Here is a 20,408-nt window from a genome sequence, read left to right as displayed (position 1 = left end):
ATGTCCCAGCCCACCGCCGGCGCGCCCGCCGTCCCCAAGGCCCGCAGCTGCCCGTTCCTGCCGCCGGACGGCCTCGCCGACATCCGGGAGGCCGCCCCGGTCACCCGGGCCACCTTCACCAGCGGCCGGGAGGCGTGGCTGGTGACCGGCTACGAGCAGGTCCGCGCCCTGCTGCGCGACCCGTCGTTCAGCGTCCAGGTGCCCCACGCGCTGCACACCCAGGACGGCGTCGTCACCCAGAAGCCCGGCCGCGGCAGCCTGCTGTGGCAGGACGAGCCGGAGCACACCGCCGACCGCAAGCTGCTCGCCAAGGAGTTCACCGTCCGGCGCATGCAGGCGCTCCGGCCGAACATCCAGCGCATCGTCGACGAGCACCTCGACGCCATCGAGGCCCAGAGCGGCCCCGTCGACCTGGTGAAGACCTTCGCCAACCCGGTGCCGTCCATGGTGATCTCCGACCTGTTCGGCGTCCCGGTCGAGCGGCGGGCGGAGTTCCAGGAGATCGCCGAGGCGATGATGCGCGTCGACCAGGACGTCGCCGCCACCGAGGCCGCCGGCATGCGCCTGGGCGGGCTGCTCTACCAGCTCGTCCAGGAGCGCCGCGCCAACCCCGGCGACGACCTGATCTCGGCGCTGATCACCACCGAGGACACCGACGGCGTCGTCGACGACATGTTCCTCATGAACGCGGCCGGCACCCTGCTGATCGCGGCCCACGACACCACCGCCTGCATGATCGGCCTCGGCGCGGCGCTCCTCCTCGACCGGCCCGACCAGCTGGCCCTGCTCCGCGAGGACCCGTCGCTGATCGGCAACACGGTCGAGGAGCTGCTGCGCTACCTCACCATCGGCCAGTTCGGCGGCGAGCGCGTCGCCACCGAGGACGTGGAGCTCGGCGGCGTGCGCATCGCCGAGGGCGAGCAGGTCGTCGCGCACGTCCTGGCCGCCGACTTCGACCCCGCCTTCGTGGAGGACCCGGAGCGCTTCGACATCACCCGCCGCCCCGCTCCGCACCTGGCCTTCGGCTTCGGCGCCCATCAGTGCATAGGCCAGCAGCTCGCCCGGATCGAGCTCCAGATCGTCTTCGAGACCCTGTTCCGGCGCTTCCCGACGCTGCGCCTGGCCAAGCCCGTCGAGGAGCTCCGCTTCCGCACCGACATGGTCTTCTACGGCGTGCACGAGCTCCCCGTCACCTGGTGACTGCGAAAGGCCCTGCCGGCGGACCGAATTGACTCGCCCGTATCCATGAATGATGGCTTCGCTGATCGTTTGAAAGGCACGACATGACCGAGACCGATATCCGCCCCACCGGGTCGCCGGACCTCTCCTTCCCCCAGGACCGGACCTGCCCGTACCAGCCGCCGAAGGTGTACGCGGACGGGCGGGGGCAGGGCCCGCTGTCGCGGGTGGAGCTGTTCGACGGCCGCCCGGCGTGGATGGTGACGGGGCACGCCGAAGGGCGCGCGCTGCTCGCCGACCCCCGGCTGTCCTCCGACTGGGGCCACCCGGTCTTCCCCGTCGTCGTGCAGCGCACGGAGGACCGCGGCGGCCTCGCGTTCCCGCTGATCGGCGTCGACGACCCCGAGCACGCCCGGCAGCGGCGCATGCTGATACCCAGCTTCGGCGTCAAGCGCATGGCCGCCATGCGCCCCCTGATCCAGGACCTCGTCGACCGGCTGCTGGACGACATGCTGGAGAAGGGGCCGACCGCGGATCTGGTGTCGGCCTTCGCCCTGCCCGTGCCCTCGATGGCGATCTGCGAGCTGCTCGGCGTCCCGTACGGCGACCACGACTTCTTCGAGGAGCGTTCGCGCGACTTCGTGGGCGCCGCGACCTCGGCGGAGGCCGACGCGGCCTTCGCCGCGCTGTACGGCTACCTGCACGGCCTGGTCGCGAAGAAGCAGGCCGAACCCGGCGACGGCCTGCTGGACGAGCTGATTGCACGTCAGCTCGAAGAAGGCGCACTGGACCACAACGAGGTGGTCATGATCGCGCTGGTCCTGCTGGTGGCCGGCCACGAGACCACCGTCAACGCGATCGCCCTCGGCGCCCTCACGCTCCTCGAACACCCCGAGCAGCTCGAAGCGCTGCGCAACGATCCCGGCCTGATCTCCGGAACGGTCGAGGAACTGCTGCGGTTCACCTCCGTCTCGGACTACATGGTCCGGATGGCCAAGGAGGACATCGAGGTCGGCGGCGAGACCATCAAGGCCGGGGACGCCGTAGTGGTCTCCATCTCGCTGATGAACCGCGACGCCAAGGCGTACGAGGACCCCGACACCTTCGACGTCCGGCGCAACGCGCGGCACCACGTCGGCTTCGGCCACGGCATCCACCAGTGCCTCGGGCAGAACCTCGCACGTGCCGAGATCGAAATCGCCCTGGGCACGCTCGTCACCCGCATCCCGGGCCTGCGGCTGGCCGTACCCGTCGACGAGGTGCCCATCAAGGCGGGCCACGACGCCCAGGGCCCGGTCGAGCTCCCCGTGACCTGGTGAGGGCCGGAGCCATGCGCATCACCATCGACCGCGACCGGTGCATCGGCTCGGGCCAGTGCGTCATGACCGCGCCCGGCGTCTTCACCCAGGACGACGATGCGGTGGTCGCCCTGCTCCCGGGCCAGGAGGACGGGGCGGGCGACCCGCGCGTGCGCGACGTCCCGATGGCCTGCCCGGTCCAGGCGGTCACGATCTCCGGCGAATGAGCCGCAGGGACCAGGAAACAGTGGGGGCCGCGACCGTGTGAACGGTCGCGGCCCCCACGTGCACAGCCGGGGGCGGCCGGCCCGGAGTTCCCGTGCCCCGGGAGAAAAGACGGCGACTTTTTACCGGCGTGTAATCGCCGGGTAATAGTTCGCTTATGGGGGAGTGAAACGGGGAGTGCAGCAGAGCCTCAAGCGTGGCGCAAAGGCGGGGGCGCTGGCGCGACTTCGACCGTACCGAACCCCGTAGTGCCGGCAGGCCGGCTACCGAACCATTGCCGCGGAGCCGCAGCTTTAAGCCTGCCTGGCCGGGGGATCGTTGACCACGGGTCTCGCCGCTAACTAGCCTCCGATTAATTCCACTCTCCATGAAGTTTTCTGAAGGGGGAACCCTCCCTTGTCGAATGCAGCCCCTACCGCCATTGCGAGCCTCGATAGGGCACTGACCATCCAGCAGGCGAACCAGGAGTTCTTCCGGCAGTTCAACGGCTCCTCAGAGGAGATATGCGGCCGCAGCTTCCGCGACGTGGTGCACCCGAGCGTCCGGCAGCCGCTGATGCGCCAGTTCTCCCACCTTCTGGAAGGCAAGCACCAGCGCTTCGTCACCCCCGTCATCGCCGTGGGCCCCGGCGAGGAACCGCCCTTCACCGTTCCGCTGACCGCGGTCGCGGTGCGCGGCGGCCTGCCCGGCACGACCGCGATCCTGGTCATGATGCCCACGACCCGGGACACCGAAGGGACGCGCGTGGTCACCAACCGGAAGAAGATCCTCTCCGAGATGGACGCCCGCATCCTCGAAGGCATCGCCGCCGGCGTCTCCACCGTCCCCCTGGCCTCGCGCCTCTACCTGAGCCGGCAGGGCGTCGAGTACCACGTGACCTGCCTGCTGCGGAAGTTGAAGGTGCCCAACCGTGCCGCCCTGGTCTCCCGTGCCTACTCCATGGGCGTGCTCAAGGTCGGGACGTGGCCGCCCGAGGTCGTGGAGGACTTCGTGAAGTGAACGGACACGCCCCCTCGCCCCCGCTCCGCCGACCAGCGACAATTCGGCCACAATGTCGGCGTTCTGACTCAAAGGTGAGTGGAATCGTTCCGTTCGGTTTCTTACTGTCGTGTCGAGTGGATCACGTACACCGGCTCTCCCCGAGGGCCGCCTGCCGACGCGCCGGCCGACATGCGAGGTCGCGTCAGGCTTCATGAGAGGAACACTTTGGCGGTCAGTACCGAGACGCGTCACGAGGCTTTCCAGGACCTGGTCGGCCGCTCCGCCGAACTGAACAGAGTGCTGCGGCAGGCCGGGCGGGCCCGGGCGGGGACCGCGCAGGCCCTGCTGGTCCGGGGACCGGCCGGAATCGGCAGAAGCAGCCTGCTGACCGCCGTCACCGCCCGGCTGCGAGCCGACGGCTTCACCGTGCGCACCGTCAGCGGCGGTTCCGCGCCCGGCCGGGTCGTCGACGTGCTGATCCCTCCCGCCGAGCCCGCGGCTCCGGGCCCCTCAGAGTCCACGGCTCCGGGCCCTGCCGAGCCGTCGTCCGACCTGTACGCGAGCTGCCGCCGGTTCCACGACCACCTCCTCCGGCTGCTGGCCGACGGCCCGCTGGCCATCGTCCTCGACGATGCCCAGTGGTGCGACGAAACCTCTCTGCGCTGCCTCGGCTTCGTCCTGCGCAGGGTCGCCGCGCAACCCCTCCTCGTGCTCCTGGCCCAGCGCACGGAGAGCGACGGCCCCGGCACGGCCGCCCTCGCCGAACTCCTGGCCCAGGACCGCTGCACGCTGCTGGAGCTGGGGCCGATGAGCGAGTCCGGCACCGGCCGGATGATCGCCCGGGCGCTGGGCGGCCCCGTGGACCCGCTCTTCGCCCGGCGCTGCGCGGAGATCTGCGGAGGCAACCCGCAGCTGCTCGGGCGGCTGCTCGCCGGGCTGCGCTGGGCCGGAATCCGCCCTGACCGCGGAGGTTTGCGCCGGCTGCGCGCGGTGCACCACGACATCCTCGCCTCGCTGATCCCGGGCTTCCTGGCCGGTCAGCCCCGCCCCGTACAGCAGGTGGCCACGGCCCTGGCCGTCCTCGGCCGTGCCGAGCCCGACCTGCTGGGCGCACTGTCGGGCGTTCCGGCCCGGCACGTGGAGACCGCCCTCGGTGTGCTGCGCCGGTTCGAAGCCATAACCCCCGGCCCGCGCGGCCCGGTGATGTGCGATCCCCTCCGCCGGACCGTTCTGGCAGGCCTGCCGACCCGCACCCTGCACGATCTGCGCTCCCGGGCCGCCGGGCTGCTCAACGACGCCGGACGGCCGGCCGCCGAAATCGTCGGCCAGCTCGTCTTCCTGGACCGCATCGACGAGCCGTGGATGCTCGCCGTACTCCGCGACGCCATCGCCGAATCACCCGGCCGGACCGCCACCAGGGACGTGGTCACCTGCCTGCGGAGCGCCCTGACGGCACAGCTCACGTCCGCCGACCGCAAGGACGCCCACCGCGAACTCGCGAGAGCCTGCGCCCCCACGGCTCCCTCCGCCGCGCTCTGGCACCTGCACCAGGCCCTCACCGCCGCCCCGGACGCCCGGGAGAAGGCCGCCATCGCCGTCGACTACGGCCTCTCGGCCGCCGGGACCCGCCACGCGCCCGACGCCGTGCGCATCCTCGGAGACGTCCTGGACGGCTTCGACGCCGGCCTCGGCACCGACCCCGCGCCCGCCGACCGCGAACTGCGCACCACCGTCGCCTCGGCTCTCCTGGTCACCGCCGTCAACGACACGACGGCCATGTCCGCGGCCCGCGAACGGTCCCTCACCTGGGCGCCGCCGCACGGCGACAGCCCCGCCGAGCGCCAGCTGCTGGCCGCCATGAGCGTCATGGCCTGCCTGGAGGGCAGGCCGGCCGGAGAGGCGGCCGCCCTCGCCCGCACGGCGCTACGGGTCGAGGACGAGGCCCCCGCCGCCGGCTGGTGGGTCATCGGCCCCTCCACCGTGCTCGGCCTGGCGGACGCCGTCGACGAGGCGCTGGCCGGCCTGGAGCGCTCCTGCGCCGGCGGTCTCGCCCGCCACGGTGCGAGGGTGCGGGTCCCGGCGCTCGCCGGACGTTCCCTCGCCCTCCACGACGCCGGCGACATCGCCGGCGCCCTGCGGCAGGCGCAGGCCGCTCTCGTGCTCGCCGAGCGGGACGGGCAGGGCGACCCCGCGCCCATGGCCCACATCGCCCTGGGCAGTGCCCTGCTCTCCGCGGGCCGGACCGCCGACGCCTGCGTCGTGCTGGACCGCCTCGTGCGCACCGACTTCGTACTCGAACACCGTCTCTTCGAGTGGCACCACTACCTCTACGTCCGCGGCCGGGCGCTGCGCGAACAGGGCGACCTGGAAGGCGCCGTGGCGGTGTGGCGCAGGTGCGGCCGCAGCCTGGAGGAAGCAGGCGTGGCCAACCCGCTCCTGGCCCCCTGGTGGCTGCCCGCCACCACCACCCTCGCCCGCATGGGCCGGACCGCCGAGGCCGCCGGGATCGTCGAGCAGGTCCAGCCGGACATCCGGCGCTGGGGCACCTCCCGGGCCCTCGGCCTGGGCCTGCTCGCCGCGGCCTGCGTCGCCGAGGGCCGGACCCGGCTGCGGCTGCTCGGCGACTCGGTGGACGCCCTGGCCTCCTCCCCGGCCCGCCTGGAGCTCGGCAAAGCCGAATTCCAGCTCGGCCACGAACTGCTGCGCCACGGCGACACCGACGGCGCCCGCCGCCACCTGCGCCGCGTCATCGAAAGAGCCACCCACTGCGGATACCACCAGCTCGCCGCCATCGCGCGCAGACTGCTGGTCACCGCGGGCGGACGGATGCCGCAGCTCGCCGCCAGCCCGCTGGACTCCCTCACCGCCGGCGAGCGCCGCGTGGCCGCCCTGGCCCGCGACGGAGCGAGCAACAAAAAGATCGCCGAGACGCTGTTCATCACCACCCGCACGGTGGAGATGCACCTGACCAACGCCTACCGCAAGCTCGGCGTACGGGGCCGCGCCGAGCTCCCCGGAGGCCTTCGCCCCGCCGGACTGCAGGCGACGGGCCGGTGACCGGGAGAACGGACATGTCACCGACCACCACCCCGCAGCCCGCTCCCCGTACGCCCGGCGACGGCCCCGGCGCGCCCTCACCGCTCTCCGGCCGCGAACGCGAAGAGGCCCTGCTCTCCGCCGCACTGCAGCACCTGCGCGGGGGCCGGCCCGTGCTCGCCGAGGTGCACGGGCCGCCCGGCATCGGCCGCAGCGCCCTGCTGGAGCGCGCGGCCGTCCTGGCCGGGCAGGCCGGCATCCGGGTCGCCGCCGCCCAGGCCTGCCCGGAGGAGACCGGCCTGCCCTACAGCCTCGCCGCCGAACTGCACAGGGACCTGGCGCGCAGCGGCCACGCCGCGGCCCCACAGCCGCTCCAGGGCCCGTGGGAGCCGGAACGGGCCGCCCTGTGCCGGGTCTTCCTCGCCGCCGCCCGCACCGAGCCGCTGCTCCTCGTCGCCGACGACCTCCACTACGCCGACCAGGCGAGCCTGCGCTGGCTGCAGGCCCTCGGCCGCCGCCTCGCGGGCACCTCCCTGATGCTGCTCACCTCCCGCAGCGACGCCGCCCCCGCCGCACCCGAGGACCGCATCGACGCGTGCCCGCTGGACGGCGAGCACACCGTCGCCCGGCACACCCTCGCCCTCGGCCCGCTGCCGGACCCCGCCGTCAGCCACCTCCTCGCCCGGGCATGGGACACCCCGGCCGACCCCGTGTTCCGGGAAGCGGCCGCGCGCGCCGTCGACGGGAACCCCGCCCTGCTGCGTTCGGTCACCATTCAGTTCGCATGCAACGGATGGCGGCCGACCACCGACCACCTGCCGCGCCTGGCCGACTGCACCGCGGATGCCGTCCGGCAGCGCACCCGGCACACGCTCACCGTGCTGCCCGAAGAACTCCGCGCCGTTCTGCGCGTCATCGCGGCCGCCGGCCCCGACTGCACCGGGCCCATGATCGCCGCCCTCACCGGGGCGCACGCGCCCCGCGCCCTCGCCCGGCTCTCCGGAACAGGCCTGCTCCTCCCCGGCGACCGGCCCGCGTTCCGGCACCCGGCGGCGGCCGAGACCGTCCTGGCCGGCCTGAGCGTCGAGAGCCGGGAGACACTCCACTCCCGTACCGCCGCATGGGCGTACCGGGCCGCCGCCCCCGACGGCGCGGTGGCCCGCATGCTGCTCGGCGCGCGGCCCGACGGCGCCGCCTGGGCCGTCGGCCTCCTGCGCGGCGAGGCCGCCCGCCACCGTGCCGCCGGCCGGACGGCCGACGCCGCCCGGCTGCTCCGGCGCGCCCTGCGCGAACCCGCCCCGCCCGCGCAGCGCGTCCCGCTGCTGACCGAACTCGCGGTCGCCCTCCTGCCCTCCGACCCGGGGGCGGCCGACCGGCACCTGCGCCAGGCCCTGCTCACCCCCGCCGACGCCACCGCCGGGCCCGCCTGGGTACGCGCCGCCGAACTCCTGGTGGCCCGCGGCGACATGGCCGCCGCCCAGCCGCTGATCGCCCGGGCCGCCGAGCGCGTCGCACCGGACGGCGACGACGCGGGCGCCCTGCGCGCCCTGTATTGGCTCGCCGAACAGAGCGAGCCGGAAGCCGCCCACGAGCTGGACAGCCTTCCGGTCCCGCCGCTGCCCCCGGAGCCCGCCGGAGCGGCGGAGGCCGCAGCCGCGGCCTGGCGCACCGCCCTGCGCGGCCAGGACATCGGCCTCGCCCGCCGCCTGGCCCGCACCGCCCTCGCTCCGGCCGCCCGCCGCACCGTGCCGCTCCTCCTGCAGGTGGCCGCCTGCCACGTACTGGTACTCAGCGGCGACCACGAGGAGGCCTGCACGGCCCTCGACACCGTGCTCGTACGCGCTCAGTACGCGGACGTGCGCCCGGTGGCCGGCCTGGCCCTGCTCGTCACCGGCCTCGCCGAACTGGGCCGCGGACGGCCCGGCGCCGCGTCGGACGCGCTGGAACGGGCCCAGGAGACCATGTTCGGCAACTGCCGTTCCCCGTTCCTCACCCCGGGGCTGATCGCCCTCGCGGCCCTGGTGCGGCTGGAACAGGGCGATCCGGACGAAGCCGAAGGGCTCCTCGCCCTGGCACAGCCGTACGGCACCGCAGCCGGACTGGCCGGGGCCCTCCTGTTCTACGCCCGGGGCCGGACCCGCCTGGCCCGCGGCCACCGGGAGCGGGCTCTGGCCGATCTGCTGGAGTGCGGGCGCAGGCTCCTCGCCCGGCAGGTGACCAACCCCGCCTTCCTGCCCTGGCGCTGGGTCGCCGCCTCGGCCTGCGGCGCGCCCGCGGACGACCCCGTGGCCGCCGGCCTCCTCGCCGAGGAACAGCACCTCGCACGCGCCTGGGGCGTCCCCGGGGCCCGGCCCGGCGCCGCGGCGGACGCAGGACGGCCGCCCGCGGGCCCCGGCGCTGCGGAACCCGCCGACCGGCGCACACCAGACCCCACCCTGGGCACCGGCGGCCACCGCAACCAGATCCGCAGCGGCAGGCCGCCCGCCGCCCGTGCCGAGGACCGGCGCGCCGAGGAACTGCGGCCCCCGCCCCGCTCCGCCCCCGCACCGGCGCCCCGGCAGGAACTGACCGTCGCCGAACTGCGGGTGGCCGCACTGGCCGCCGACGGCCTGCCCAACCGGGCCATCGCGTCCCGGCTGTCGGTCACTCCGCGCACCGTCGAACTGCACCTGACCAAGACCTACCGCAAGCTGGGCATCCAGGGCCGGGCCGAACTGGCCGCCGCACTGGGGCACCAACCGAAAGCGACATCATGACACCGCTTCGCGGACGCCAACGCGAACTCGACCTGATCACCGCGGCGATGGACGCCGCCCACCGGGGCGACGGCCGCCTGCTGGCCGTGACGGGCGGCATCGGCAGCGGCAAGACCGCCCTGCTGCAGCGGCTGCCCGCACTCGCCGTACGGCGCGGCCTGCGCACCCTGACCGCCGCCTGCGCTCCGCAGGAGCAGGACTTCCCCTTCGGCGTCGTGAGTCAGCTCCTCGACCCGCTCCCGGGCTCCCGGGCCCCCGACCCCGTCCCCGGCCCGGACCGGTTCGCCGAACTCCTCTCCTTCGTCACCGAGTACAGCGCCGGCAAGCCCCTCCTCGTTCTCGTGGACGACCTCCAGTGGGCCGACCCGCCCTCCCTGCGCTGGCTCGTCGCGCTCGCCAAACGGCTGCCCGGCTCGCGTACCACCATGGTCGTCGGAGTACGGGAGGGCGAGCCGGGCGCGGACGCACCACCGGTGCAGGCCCTCGCGGAACGCGCCGGCTCCGTCCTTCACCTGGCCCCCCTCCCCGTGGAGACCGTCGAGGCCCTCGTCGCCGACCACCTGGGCCACCCAGGTGACCCTGCGCAGGCCGCCGCATGCCACCAGGCATCGGGTGGCAACCCCCTGTTCCTCACCGCGGCCCTGGCCGCCCTCGCCCCGGACGAACCGTCGCCCGGGCACGCCCTCGCCGTGCGGGAACCCCGGCCCGTCGCGCTGCACGAGCGCCTCACCGTCGCCCTGCGCTCCCAGCCGGCCCCGGTACGCCGGCTCGCCAGGGCACTGGCGGTCCTCGGCGAGGACGCAGGCCTCGAACTGGCCGGCGACCTCGCGGAGCTCGACACCGCCGGCAGCGAGGAGGCCGCGCGATCCCTGCGCCGCCTCGGCCTGCTGACCGACGGCCCCGCACCGCGTTTCGCCCACCCCTCCGTGCGGGAGGCAGCCGAGGAATCGATGACACCCGCGGAACACGAGGACATCCACCTGCGCGCCGCGCAACTGCTGCACAGCGGCGGCCACCCGGCGGAACAGGCGGCCGCCCGGCTCCTTGCCGTCACCTCGTGCCACGAAGGCTGGACCGTCGACGTACTGCGCTCCGCCGCAACCGCCGCGCGACGGCGCGGAGCCCCCCAGGACGCCGCCCGCTACCTGCGCCGGGCCCTGCTCGGCAGCTCGTCGTCCGGCGCCGACCGGGCGGCCCTGCTGCTCGACCTGGCCGCTTCGGAGCGCGATACCGACCCGCAGACCGCCCTGAGGCACCTCTCCCAGGCCCTCCTCCTGCTCCCCACCCCCGCCGGGCGCGCGCTCGCCGCCGCCCGCATCCCTCCCTTCCTGCTCGGCAGCTGCCCCCCGCCGGTCATCGACACCGTCGCCAAGGCGGCCGCCGACCTGGGCGACCCCGACGGCCTCACCGGCGTCGAACGCCAGGCCGCTCTGCGGCTCGAGGCCCGGCTGCGCCACATCGCCGTGGCCGGACCGGGCGAGATCGGACGCTGCGGCGAACGGTTGCGCGCCCTGGGCAGCACGCCCCCGATCCACACCGCCGCCGAACGCGAACTGGTCACCGTACTCCTGCACGGCGCCACCGTGACCCAGCAGATGGCCGCCGCCGACGTCGCCTTCCAGGCCAACCGCGTCCTCCAGCACGAACCCGCGGCCCCCTCCCACGTCCACACCGCACTGCCGCACCTGACCGGCGTCCTGGTGGCCGCGGAATCGCTGGAGGCCATCGGCCCCTGGCTGATGATCGCGTGGGAACGCGCCCGCCGGGACGGCGCTCCCGCCCCCCGGGCGGTGATCGCCACCGAGCTCGCCCACCTCCAGCTGGCCCGGGGGCGCCTGCAGGAGGCCAGGGCCCACGTCGAGGAAGCCCTCGGACTCGGCATGACGGAGTGGGCCACGCTGTCCTCCATGGCCGCCCTCGTCATGGTCACCGTCCACAGCCGGGACACCAGGCTGGCCCGGCGGCTGCTCGCCCACCACCGCGAGATCGCCGACCACGACTTCCGGCCCTCACCCCTCCAGCTCCTGCGAGGCTCCGTCGCGGCCGTCGAGGGAGACCTGGCCACGGCCCTGGAGTACATCCTCGACTGGGGCCGCTCGGCGGAGCGCGCCGAATGGCGCAACCCCGCCCTCGTCCCCTGGCGCACCTGGGCGGCAGGGCTGTACCACCGCCTGGGCCGGACCCAGCAGGCCCTCGACATCGCCGACGAGGAGTACGAACGGGCCGTGGCCTGGGGCACCCCCGTCACCATGGGCCGCGTCCAGCGGGTCAGGGGCGCGGCCACGGCGGGGGAGCGGGGCATCGAGCTGCTGCGCGAATCCGCCGCCCTCCTGGGGGACTCGGTGAACACCATGGAAGCCGCGCGCACCGAACTGCTCCTCGGCCGGCGGCTGCTGGCCGCCGGGCGGCACGCCGAGGGCAAGGTCAGGCTGCGCAGGGCCCGCGACCAGGCCCTCACCTGCGGCGTGCCGTGGATCGCCGAGCGGGCGTCCCGCGAACTCGCCGACCCGGCCGGCTCCAGCACCCCGGTGGCGGTGGCGGCACTCACCCGCTCCGAACGCAGGGTCGCCGGGCTCGCCGCCAACGGGGTGCCCAACAAGGACATCGCCGAACGGCTCGAGGTGAGCTCACGCGCCGTGGAGAAGCACCTCACCAGCGCCTACCGCAAGCTCCACGTCGCCGGACGGGCCGAACTCGCCGCGTTCTCCGTCCTGCTGCCCGGCCCGGCGGACGACTGACCGGCCGACCGAACCGAACCGAAGCTTCCGTACCCGGAGTAACCGAACCTCCGGGCCCGGCATCCACAGGGTTAGTCCGGGCCCGTCCGGATTGAGTTGACAGCCTTCTCGGGGCCTCCATAGCGTCCAGTTCGCGGTGCTCCAGAAGGCTCACCACCCGGCACCCGCACGCCGGGTGACCGCCTCCGGTCACCCGGACGAGAAGCGCGAACGGCTGCCGGCACCGGACCGTACCGGGACATCCCCACGGCCGTGCCGTCCCGCGCGCCCTCGCATCCGCCTTTCCTCTCCCCGAAAGCTCAGGAGAAACAGCGTGGTAGCACACCAGCCCCTGTCGCGCCGCCGCATGCTCGGCCTGGCGGCCTTGGGCGCCGCCGCACTCGCCGGCCAGACCACGATCACCGCCGCCCCCCGCGCGGCCGCCGCCGCCCGGACCGCCGGCGGCAGCGGGACGTTCGTCCCCGCCGTCGTGATCGGCACCGGCTACGGCGCAGCCGTCTCCGCGCTGCGCCTCGGCGAGGCAGGGGTCCCCACGCTGATGCTGGAGATGGGCCAGCTGTGGAACCAGCCCGGCCCGGACGGCAACGTCTTCAGCGGCATGCTCAAGCCCGACAAGCGCTCCAGCTGGTTCAAGACCCGCACGGAGGCCCCGCTGGGCTCCTTCCTGTGGCTGGACCTCGCCAACCGGGACATCGACCCCTACGCGGGCGTCCTGGACCGGGTGAACTTCGACCAGATGTCCGTGTACGTGGGCCGCGGCGTCGGCGGTGGCTCGCTCGTCAACGGCGGCATGGCGGTCACGCCCCGGCGCTCGTACTTCGAGGAGGTACTGCCCCGGGTCGACGCCGCCGAGATGTACGACCGGTACTTCCCGCGCGCCAACGCGACCCTCCGGGTGGGCAGCATCGACAAGGGCTGGTTCGAGCAGACCGACTGGTACAAGTTCGCCCGGGTCTCGCGCGAGCAGGCCGAGAAGGCGGGCCTGAAGACCACCTTCGTGCCCAACGTCTACGACTGGGACTACATGCGGCGCGAGGCGGACGGCACGGTGCCCAAGTCCGGGCTGGCCGCCGAGGTCATCTACGGCAACAACCACGGCAAGGTCTCCCTCGACAAGAGCTACCTGGCCGCCGCCCTCGGCACCGGCAAGGTCACCATCGAGACCCTGCACCAGGTCAAGACGATCCGTCAGCAGAAGGACGGCACGTACCTGCTGACCGTGGAGCAGAAGGACGCCGACGGCAAGCTGCTGGCGACCAAGGAGATCTCCTGCCGCCACCTCTTCCTCGGCGCCGGCAGCCTCGGCTCGACCGAACTGCTGCTGCGGGCCCGGGAGACCGGCACCCTGCCGAACCTCAGCTCCGAGGTCGGCGCGGGCTGGGGTCCCAACGGCAACATCATGACCGCCCGCGCCAACCACGTGTGGAACCCCACGGGCACCAAGCAGTCGTCGATCCCCGCCCTGGGCATCGACGACTGGGACAACCCCGACGCCCCCGTCTTCGCCGAGATAGCGCCCATGCCGGCGGGCGTGGAGACCTGGGTCAGCCTCTACCTGGCCATCACCAAGAACCCCCAGCGCGGCACCTTCGTCTACGACGCGGCCAAGGACCGGGCGGACCTGCGCTGGACCCGGGAGCAGAACGCGCCCGCGGTCGCCGCCGCGAAGTCGCTCTTCGACCGCATCAACAAGGCCAACACCACGATGTACCGGTACGACCTCTTCGGCAAGCAGCTCAAGGCCTTCGCCGACGACTTCTGCTACCACCCGCTCGGCGGCTGCGTGCTGGGCAAGGCCACCGACGACTACGGCCGGGTCGCCGGTTACAAGAACCTCTACGTGACGGACGGCTCGCTCATCCCCGGCAGCATCGGCGTCAACCCCTTCGTGACCATCACGGCGCTGGCGGAACGCAACGTCGAGCGCATCATCAAGCAGGACATCACCGCGTCCTGAACCGCGGACCGGAGGAACCCCCGGACGGAGGAACCCCGAGGAGGACCGGCCCGGCCGGTCCTCCTCGGGGGCAGTCTGCGCGGAGGAGGCCGGCCGCCCGCCCGTAGGCGCCCTTCGCGTTCTACGTGTACGGGCCGGGCGGCATCGGCAAGTCGACGCTGCTGCGGCGCATGATGGACCACGCCCGCACGGCAGGCCGGCTGCTCGTCCCCGCCTGGTCCCGGCCCCTGCACGTGACCGAGCTGGAGCCGCTCTCCGAGGAACAGGCCCGGCGCCTGCTGGTCGCGGCGGAGATCCGGCCCGAGCTGCGGGACCGGGTGCCGGCCGCTCGGCGGTCAAACCCCTCTGATGTGCCGCGACTTGGCCTACGTCACCTGTTTGACCAGTGACGCAGGCTGTGCCACAGTCGTATGGCACGCCCATGGCGGTCGTCGGGACCCCTGCGGGCGTGGGATCTCCTGCGAGGCGCAGATCGCTCGCAGGCCGGCACTTCGGGACGCGCGGAGGGCTTTTATGATCAACAGGCGTACGTTCGGCAAGGCTCTCGGCCTGGGTGCCGGTGGTGCGGTCGCCGCGCCACTGGCGGGACCGGCGGGGGCGGCGCAGGCCTCGGCTGTCACAGGGCGCACCGCGTTCCCTCCGCTCAAGAAGGTCAGGGCCGGTCTGCTGGAGATCGGCTACGCCGAAGCCGGGCCGGCGCACGGGCCGCCGGTCATCTGTCTGCACGGCTGGCCGTACGACATCCACAGCTTCGTCGATGTCGCGCCCCTGCTGGCGGCGGAGGGCTACCGAGTGATCGTGCCGTATCTGCGCGGCCACGGCACGACGCGCTTCGTCTCGCCACGGACCTTCAGAAACGGGCAGCAGTCGGCCCTCGCCCTCGACATCATCGCCCTGATGGACGCACTGGGGCTGGAGAAGGCGGTGCTCGCCGGATTCGACTGGGGAGCGCGGACCGCCGATGTCATCGCGGCGCTGTGGCCCGAGCGCTGCAAGGCCCTGGTGTCGGTCGGCGGATACCTTGTCATCAACCTCGAAGCGAACCTTCAGCCGCTGGCGCCGGCGACCGAGCACGCCTGGTGGTACCAGTACTACTTCTCCACGGAGCGGGGCCGGATCGCCATGGAGGACAAGGACAAGCGGCACGACCTGACGCGGCTGGTCTGGGACACCGTGTCCCCGACGTGGAACTTCGACGACGCCACCTTCGAGCGCACGGCCGCCGCCTTCGAGAACCCGGACTACGCCGCCATCGTCATCCACAACTACCGCTGGCGGCTGAGCCTGGCCGAGGGGGAACGGCGCTACGAACCGTACGAGAAGCGGCTCACCGCCCGGCCGGTCATCACCGTGCCGACGGTGACGCTCGACGCCGAGCGCGACCCGTTCACGGTTCCGGGCGGCGGGGAGGCGTACCGGGACAGATTCGCGGGCCCGTACGACCACCGGACCCTGAACGGTATCGGCCACAATGCACCGCAGGAAGCGCCGGGGGCGTTCGCCCGGGCGGTCATCGACGCTGACCGACTCCGATGAGCAATCGTGGGACCTGGTGCTCTGAAGAAAAGGGCTTGCGGGCGACCGCACGGAGCCTGATACCGTTGCCCCGGTAATTGATCTTTCGCGGAGGAGTTCCAGACATGGCGGGTGACGACGACATCTCCGGGTGATACCCGGATCTGATCGACCACCGGCAGGCGCACTCTTGGCAGTGCCGCCGTCGTGGTCATCTCGTCGTCCCCTCTTTCCCTGTCTCAGGGGCAGTGTCTTTCGCGTGGCGAATTCCGTACAGCGGTTTCCTCGCAGAGCGGGCCTGCCCTCTGTCTCTCGCGAGGTCATCCCCATGTCTGTCACTTCGGCCGCTTCCGTCACCTGCTCCCAGCTGGCCTTCTCCTGGCCCGACGACACCCTTGTCTTCGAGGGCCTGTCCTTCACCGTCGGCGCCGGCCGTACGGGGCTCGTGGCACCCAACGGCTCCGGCAAGAGCACCCTGCTGAAGCTGATCGCCGGTGAACTGCGCCCCGCGGCAGGCGTGTTGAACGTGAACGGCTCGATCGGCTACCTTCCGCAGAACCTCCCTTTGACCGGTGAGCCGACGGTGGCCGAGGTCCTGGGCGTCGACGCGGTGATCCGCGCCATCGACGCCGTCGAGTCCGGCGACGTGAGCGAGGAACACTTCACGGCCATCGGCGACGACTGGGACATCGAGGAGCGCACCCGGGCCCAGCTCGACCGGCTCGGCCTCGCCCATCTCGCCCTCGACCGGACCCTGGGCACGCTCAGCGGCGGCCAGATCGTCAGCCTCGGGCTGGCAGCACAGCTGCTCAAGCGCCCCGACGTACTGCTGCTGGACGAACCCACCAACAACCTCGACCTCGAAGCCCGCCACAACCTCTACGACGTGCTCTCGGACTGGAACGGCAGCCTGCTGGTCGTGAGCCACGACCGGGCCCTGCTGGACCGCATGGAGCGCATCGCCGAACTCGATCGCGGTGAACTCCGCTCGTACGGGGGCAACTTCACTCAATACGAGCAGGCCGTACGGGCCGAGCGGGACGTCGCGGAGAAGAACGTACGCAACGCCGAACAGGAGCTGAAGCGGGAGAAGCGCGAGATGCAGCAGGCCCGGGAACGGGCCGAGCGCCGCGCGAGCAACGCCGCCCGCAACCTCAAGAGCGCCGGCCTGCCGCGCATCTTCGCCGGGAACATGAAGCGCGGCGCCCAGGAATCCGCCGGCCGGGCGGGCCAGATGCACGCCGGCCGCCTGCACGAGGCGCAGGCCAGGCTCGACGAAGCGGGGCGTGCCCTGCGGGACGAGCAGCGGCTCGTCCTGGAACTGCCCGACACGGACGTTCCCGCCGGACGCACCGTCGTCCTGGGCGAGCAGATGCAGATCCGCCGCGGCGAGCGGAACCTGTTCGCGGGGGACGGCGTCGACCTCACGATCCGCGGACCCGAACGCATCGCGCTCACCGGCCCCAACGGCGCGGGAAAGACCACCCTGCTGCGGCTGATCGACGGTGAACTGGCCCTGGACGGCGGAAACATCAAGCGGGCGGACGGGCGTATCGCCTCCCTGTCGCAGCGCCTGGATCTGCTCGACCCCGACCGCACGGTGGCCGAGAACTTCGCGGTGTTCGCCCCGCACCGGCCGGAGGCGGAGCGGATGAACCTGCTCGCGCGCTTCCTCTTCCGCGGCCCCCGAGCGCACCTGCCCGTGCGCGTACTCTCCGGCGGTGAACGCCTGCGCGCCACCCTGGCCTGCGTCCTGTGCGCCGAACCGGCCCCGCAGCTCCTGCTGCTGGACGAGCCGACGAACAATCTCGACCTGGTCAGCGCGGGGCAGCTGGAGAGCGCCCTCACGTGCTACCGCGGCGCGTTCGTCGTGGTCAGCCACGACGAGCGCTTCCTGGAGCGGATCGGCGTCGACCGATGGCTGCGGGTCGCCGACGGCGAACTGACGGAGACGGGAGCGCCGCAGACCTGAGCCGCTGACGCGCCGCCCGCGCCACGCCCGATCGCCCTGGACAGCCACGGAGGGAGTTCCGTCGCTGTAACGGCTGTACAGGCTGTACCGGTTGTGGCCGACGACCCTTGCGAGCGTCATAGTCACCCGCCAAGATGGTGACGTGAACATGGATCACGTCTTCGTGTGCGGCAACCCGGCCCTGGATTTCGCGGCCACGCTCCGGGCACGCCGCACGGCGCGATTCGAGATGTTCGCGGCACCGGACCGTCTGGACGCGTGGTACGTGGAGTCCGGCATCGTCGACTCCGTCTCGCCCGCCCGGCAGGCCGATGTGGGGCGGGCGACGGCCGTACGGGAGGCCGCCTACCAGTTGATCACGGCCCGGCGCCTGGGCGCGGACTTCGACGACGAAGCGCTGGCCGTGGTCAACGACGCTGCCCGCAGGGCACCTGCGGCGCCGCAGCTGACCCACTCCGGCCGCTGGACGGCCGCAACGCAGCGAGAAGCGCTGTCCACCGTCGCCCGGTACGTGGTGGAACTGCTGAGCGGCCCGGACGTACCCCTGCTCAAGGAGTGCGGCAACCCCGAGTGCACCCGGGTCTACATCGACCGCTCGCGCGGCAGACGGCGCCAGTGGTGCGGCATGGAGTCCTGCGGCAACAAGATCAAGGCTGCTGCGTACCGCGCCCGCAGGAAGACGGCCGTCGGCTCCACGGGGTGACCGCCGGCGAAGCTTCGCCGGATAACTTCACGTGGTGCTGCCGAGGACTCCGGCGGTGAACTTCGCCAGCCGGTCCCGCAGTTCCTCGCGCGGCATCTCCTTCTCGTCGGTCAGGTACGCGACGAGGTCGGCCCGGGTGGCGGCGAGCAGGGCGTGGGCGGTGAAGTCACTGTCGGCCGGCGCCGGGATGCGCTGCAGCAGGTCGCGGAGCAGGGTGTGCCACCGCTCGTAGTGCTCCGTCCGGTAGGGGCTGTCCGTGCCGGTTCCCTCCAGGGCCTGCGCCAGGTGGCGGTTGTCGAGCTTGAAGCACAGGACGGCGTCGAGCAGGGCCGGCACGCGCTGCAGCGGCGGGGTGGCGGGACCCAGAGGCGGCGGACCCTCTTCGACGGCGTTCCTGACCGGTTCGAGCCGGGCCTCGTACAGCGCGCGGATCAGCGCGGTGCGGTCGCCGAAGGCCCGGAAGAGCGTTCCCTTGCCGACGCCTGCCGCTGCCGCGATGTCGGCCATGGTCACTTCTTCGGGGCTCCGGCATTGAGCGAAGAGGGAGTCGGCGGCCGTGAAGACGGCTGCCCGGTTACGGGCTGCGTCCTTGCGTGGCTTGCGTTCGGGCACGGGATTCCTCCGGTTTCTCAGGTTCCTCAGGTTGCGATGCGGACCAGCGGTCCGTATCTTTGCCGGAAGAAGCGGACCGCTGGTCCGTATCGTACGGGACGGAGAACCTCATGCCCGCAACCACCTCACCGGCGGAGCTCTACCGCCACAGCCTGCGCCTGCTCCTGGACAAGGACATTCCCGCCTGGGTCGGCCTGTGGGCCGAGCGCGGCGTGATGGAGTTCCCGTTCGCTCCTCCGGGGTGGCCCGAGCGGTTGGAGGGGCGGGAGGCCATCGCCGCCTACATGCACGACTACCCCGACCGCATCGACCTGCACGACTTCCCCGACCTGAAGATCCACAAGACCACCGATCCCGGGACCATCGTGGTCGAGATGCGCGGGGTGGGCCGTGTGGTCGCGACAGGAATCCCCTTCGACATGACCTACATCGCCGTCGTGACCGTCCGGGACGGACGGTTCACCTCCTACCGCGACTACTGGAACCCTCTCGCCGTCCGCACACCCGGGCTGGACTTCACGGGGAGCAGCGCCCGATGACTGCCACTGCCACTGCCACCGGCGCTTGCAGCGCCGCCGTTCTCGTCATCGGCGCCACCGGTACCACCGGCCGCCGCACCACCGCGCAGCTGATCGCCGCCGGGCACCGTGTCAAGGCCGCCGGCCGCCGGGCCACCCCGCTCCCGGGCGCGGAACCGGTCCGCTTCGACTGGTACGCCCCGGCCACCTTCGGAGACGCACTCGACGGAACCGACCGTGTCTACCTCGTCCCGCCCGTCGGTGACCCCGACCCGGCCGCGGTCATGGTGCCCTTCCTCCGGCAGGCCCGCGCCGCCGGCGTGCGGCGCGCCGTACTGCTCAGCTCCTCGGCCATCCCCGAGGGCGGGCCTGCGGTGGGGGCGGTGCACCAGGCCCTGCCCGGCCTGTTCGACCAGTGGGCGGTGCTGCGGCCCTCCTGGTTCATGCAGAACTTCACCGGCGCGCACGCCCACGCCGACAGCATTCGCGAGCAGGGCGTCATCCTGACCGCGACCGGAACCGGCCGGGTCGGCTTCGTCGACGCCGACGACATCGCCGCGGTCGCCGTGCACGCCTTGACCGACGACCGCGCCCCCAATGCCGACTTGGTCCTGACCGGACCGGAAGCACTCAGCCACGACGACATCGCCACGATCGTCACCCAGGTCACCGGCCGCCCCGTGGCCCACCACCACCTGACCTACGACGGCCTGCGCGACCGGCTCGCCGCACTGATGCCGCCCGACTTCGCCACGATGCTGGCCGACATGGACCGCGCCATCGCCGAGGGAGCCGAGGACCGTACCACCGACACCGTCCAGCGCCTCACCGGTCGCCCGCCCCACGGTTTCCGGGTGGTAGCCGAACGGGAACTGTCCTGCCGGGCAAGGCCGGAGACCGGCCAGGCCGGGTAGACGC

15 protein-coding genes are annotated in these 20,408 nt (G+C 72.8%); 14 read left to right on the top strand and 1 reads right to left on the bottom strand.

Annotation, left to right across the window (positions count from 1 at the left end; translation table 11 throughout):
- From IE241_RS09700 to IE241_RS09645, 12 genes are all read left to right on the top strand, one after another.
- Complete coding sequence (locus IE241_RS09700) at window positions 1-1,200, top strand: cytochrome P450 (protein WP_190021266.1); 1,200 nt, start codon at window positions 1-3, stop codon at window positions 1,198-1,200.
- A gap of 83 nt (window positions 1,201-1,283) precedes the next feature.
- Window positions 1,284-2,498 (top strand): cytochrome P450, encoded by a 1,215-nt coding sequence (locus tag IE241_RS09695; RefSeq protein WP_190021265.1) that lies wholly within the window; start codon window positions 1,284-1,286, stop codon window positions 2,496-2,498.
- Between the two features lie 11 nt (window positions 2,499-2,509).
- Entirely contained in the window at window positions 2,510-2,704 is a 195-nt protein-coding gene (locus IE241_RS09690) for a ferredoxin (RefSeq protein ID WP_168094264.1), read from the top strand.
- Between the two features lie 394 nt (window positions 2,705-3,098).
- Window positions 3,099-3,701, top strand: a complete 603-nt coding sequence (locus IE241_RS09685; RefSeq protein WP_190021264.1) for a PAS domain-containing protein — start codon at window positions 3,099-3,101, stop codon at window positions 3,699-3,701.
- A 207-nt stretch (window positions 3,702-3,908) separates the two neighbouring features.
- Window positions 3,909-6,740 carry a helix-turn-helix transcriptional regulator gene (locus IE241_RS09680; RefSeq protein ID WP_190021263.1) on the top strand — a complete coding sequence of 944 codons (2,832 nt, stop codon included), beginning with the start codon at window positions 3,909-3,911 and terminating at the stop codon, window positions 6,738-6,740.
- Window positions 6,741-6,754: 14 nt separating this feature from the next.
- Window positions 6,755-9,475, top strand: coding sequence for an AAA family ATPase (locus IE241_RS09675; protein WP_190021262.1), 2,721 nt, complete (start codon window positions 6,755-6,757; stop codon window positions 9,473-9,475).
- The gene (locus IE241_RS09670; protein WP_190021261.1) at window positions 9,472-12,213 is read left to right on the top strand and encodes an ATP-binding protein; all 2,742 of its coding nucleotides are present in this window, start codon (window positions 9,472-9,474) and stop codon (window positions 12,211-12,213) included. The genes IE241_RS09675 and IE241_RS09670 overlap by 4 nt, the downstream gene beginning before the upstream one ends.
- Before the next feature lie 346 nt (window positions 12,214-12,559).
- Window positions 12,560-14,170: a GMC oxidoreductase gene (locus IE241_RS09665; RefSeq protein WP_190021502.1), complete on the top strand. Its 1,611-nt coding sequence runs from the start codon at window positions 12,560-12,562 to the stop codon at window positions 14,168-14,170.
- 125 nt (window positions 14,171-14,295) lie between these two features.
- Window positions 14,296-14,559 carry a hypothetical protein gene (locus IE241_RS09660; protein ID WP_190021260.1) on the top strand — a complete coding sequence of 88 codons (264 nt, stop codon included), beginning with the start codon at window positions 14,296-14,298 and terminating at the stop codon, window positions 14,557-14,559.
- Between the two features lie 124 nt (window positions 14,560-14,683).
- Window positions 14,684-15,706, top strand: coding sequence for an alpha/beta fold hydrolase (locus IE241_RS09655; protein WP_190021259.1), 1,023 nt, complete (start codon window positions 14,684-14,686; stop codon window positions 15,704-15,706).
- A gap of 307 nt (window positions 15,707-16,013) precedes the next feature.
- On the top strand, window positions 16,014-17,657 hold the full coding sequence (abc-f, locus tag IE241_RS09650; RefSeq protein WP_190021258.1) for a ribosomal protection-like ABC-F family protein: 1,644 nt from the start codon (window positions 16,014-16,016) through the stop codon (window positions 17,655-17,657).
- Window positions 17,658-17,799: 142 nt separating this feature from the next.
- Complete coding sequence (locus IE241_RS09645; protein ID WP_190021257.1) at window positions 17,800-18,360, top strand: CGNR zinc finger domain-containing protein; 561 nt, start codon at window positions 17,800-17,802, stop codon at window positions 18,358-18,360.
- A 27-nt stretch (window positions 18,361-18,387) separates the two neighbouring features.
- Here IE241_RS09645 and IE241_RS09640 read toward each other — a convergent pair whose 3' ends face one another.
- Window positions 18,388-18,972: a TetR/AcrR family transcriptional regulator gene (locus IE241_RS09640; protein WP_190021256.1), complete on the bottom strand. Its 585-nt coding sequence runs from the start codon at window positions 18,970-18,972 to the stop codon at window positions 18,388-18,390.
- Between the two features lie 110 nt (window positions 18,973-19,082).
- Here IE241_RS09640 and IE241_RS09635 point away from each other — a divergent pair, with 110 nt between their 5' ends.
- Together IE241_RS09635 and IE241_RS09630 are read left to right on the top strand one after the other, a co-directional pair.
- Window positions 19,083-19,511 (top strand): nuclear transport factor 2 family protein, encoded by a 429-nt coding sequence (locus tag IE241_RS09635; RefSeq protein ID WP_190021255.1) that lies wholly within the window; start codon window positions 19,083-19,085, stop codon window positions 19,509-19,511.
- Entirely contained in the window at window positions 19,508-20,404 is an 897-nt protein-coding gene (locus IE241_RS09630) for an NmrA family NAD(P)-binding protein (protein ID WP_190021254.1), read from the top strand. Before IE241_RS09635 ends, IE241_RS09630 begins: the two co-directional genes overlap by 4 nt.
- The last annotated feature ends 4 nt before the right edge of the window (window positions 20,405-20,408 follow it).

Origin of the sequence: Streptomyces hiroshimensis (assembly GCF_014650335.1) — a bacterium.
In the GTDB taxonomy this organism is placed as follows: Bacteria; Actinomycetota; Actinomycetes; order Streptomycetales; family Streptomycetaceae; genus Streptomyces; species Streptomyces hiroshimensis.
This window is presented reverse-complemented; position numbering and strand designations above follow the sequence as displayed.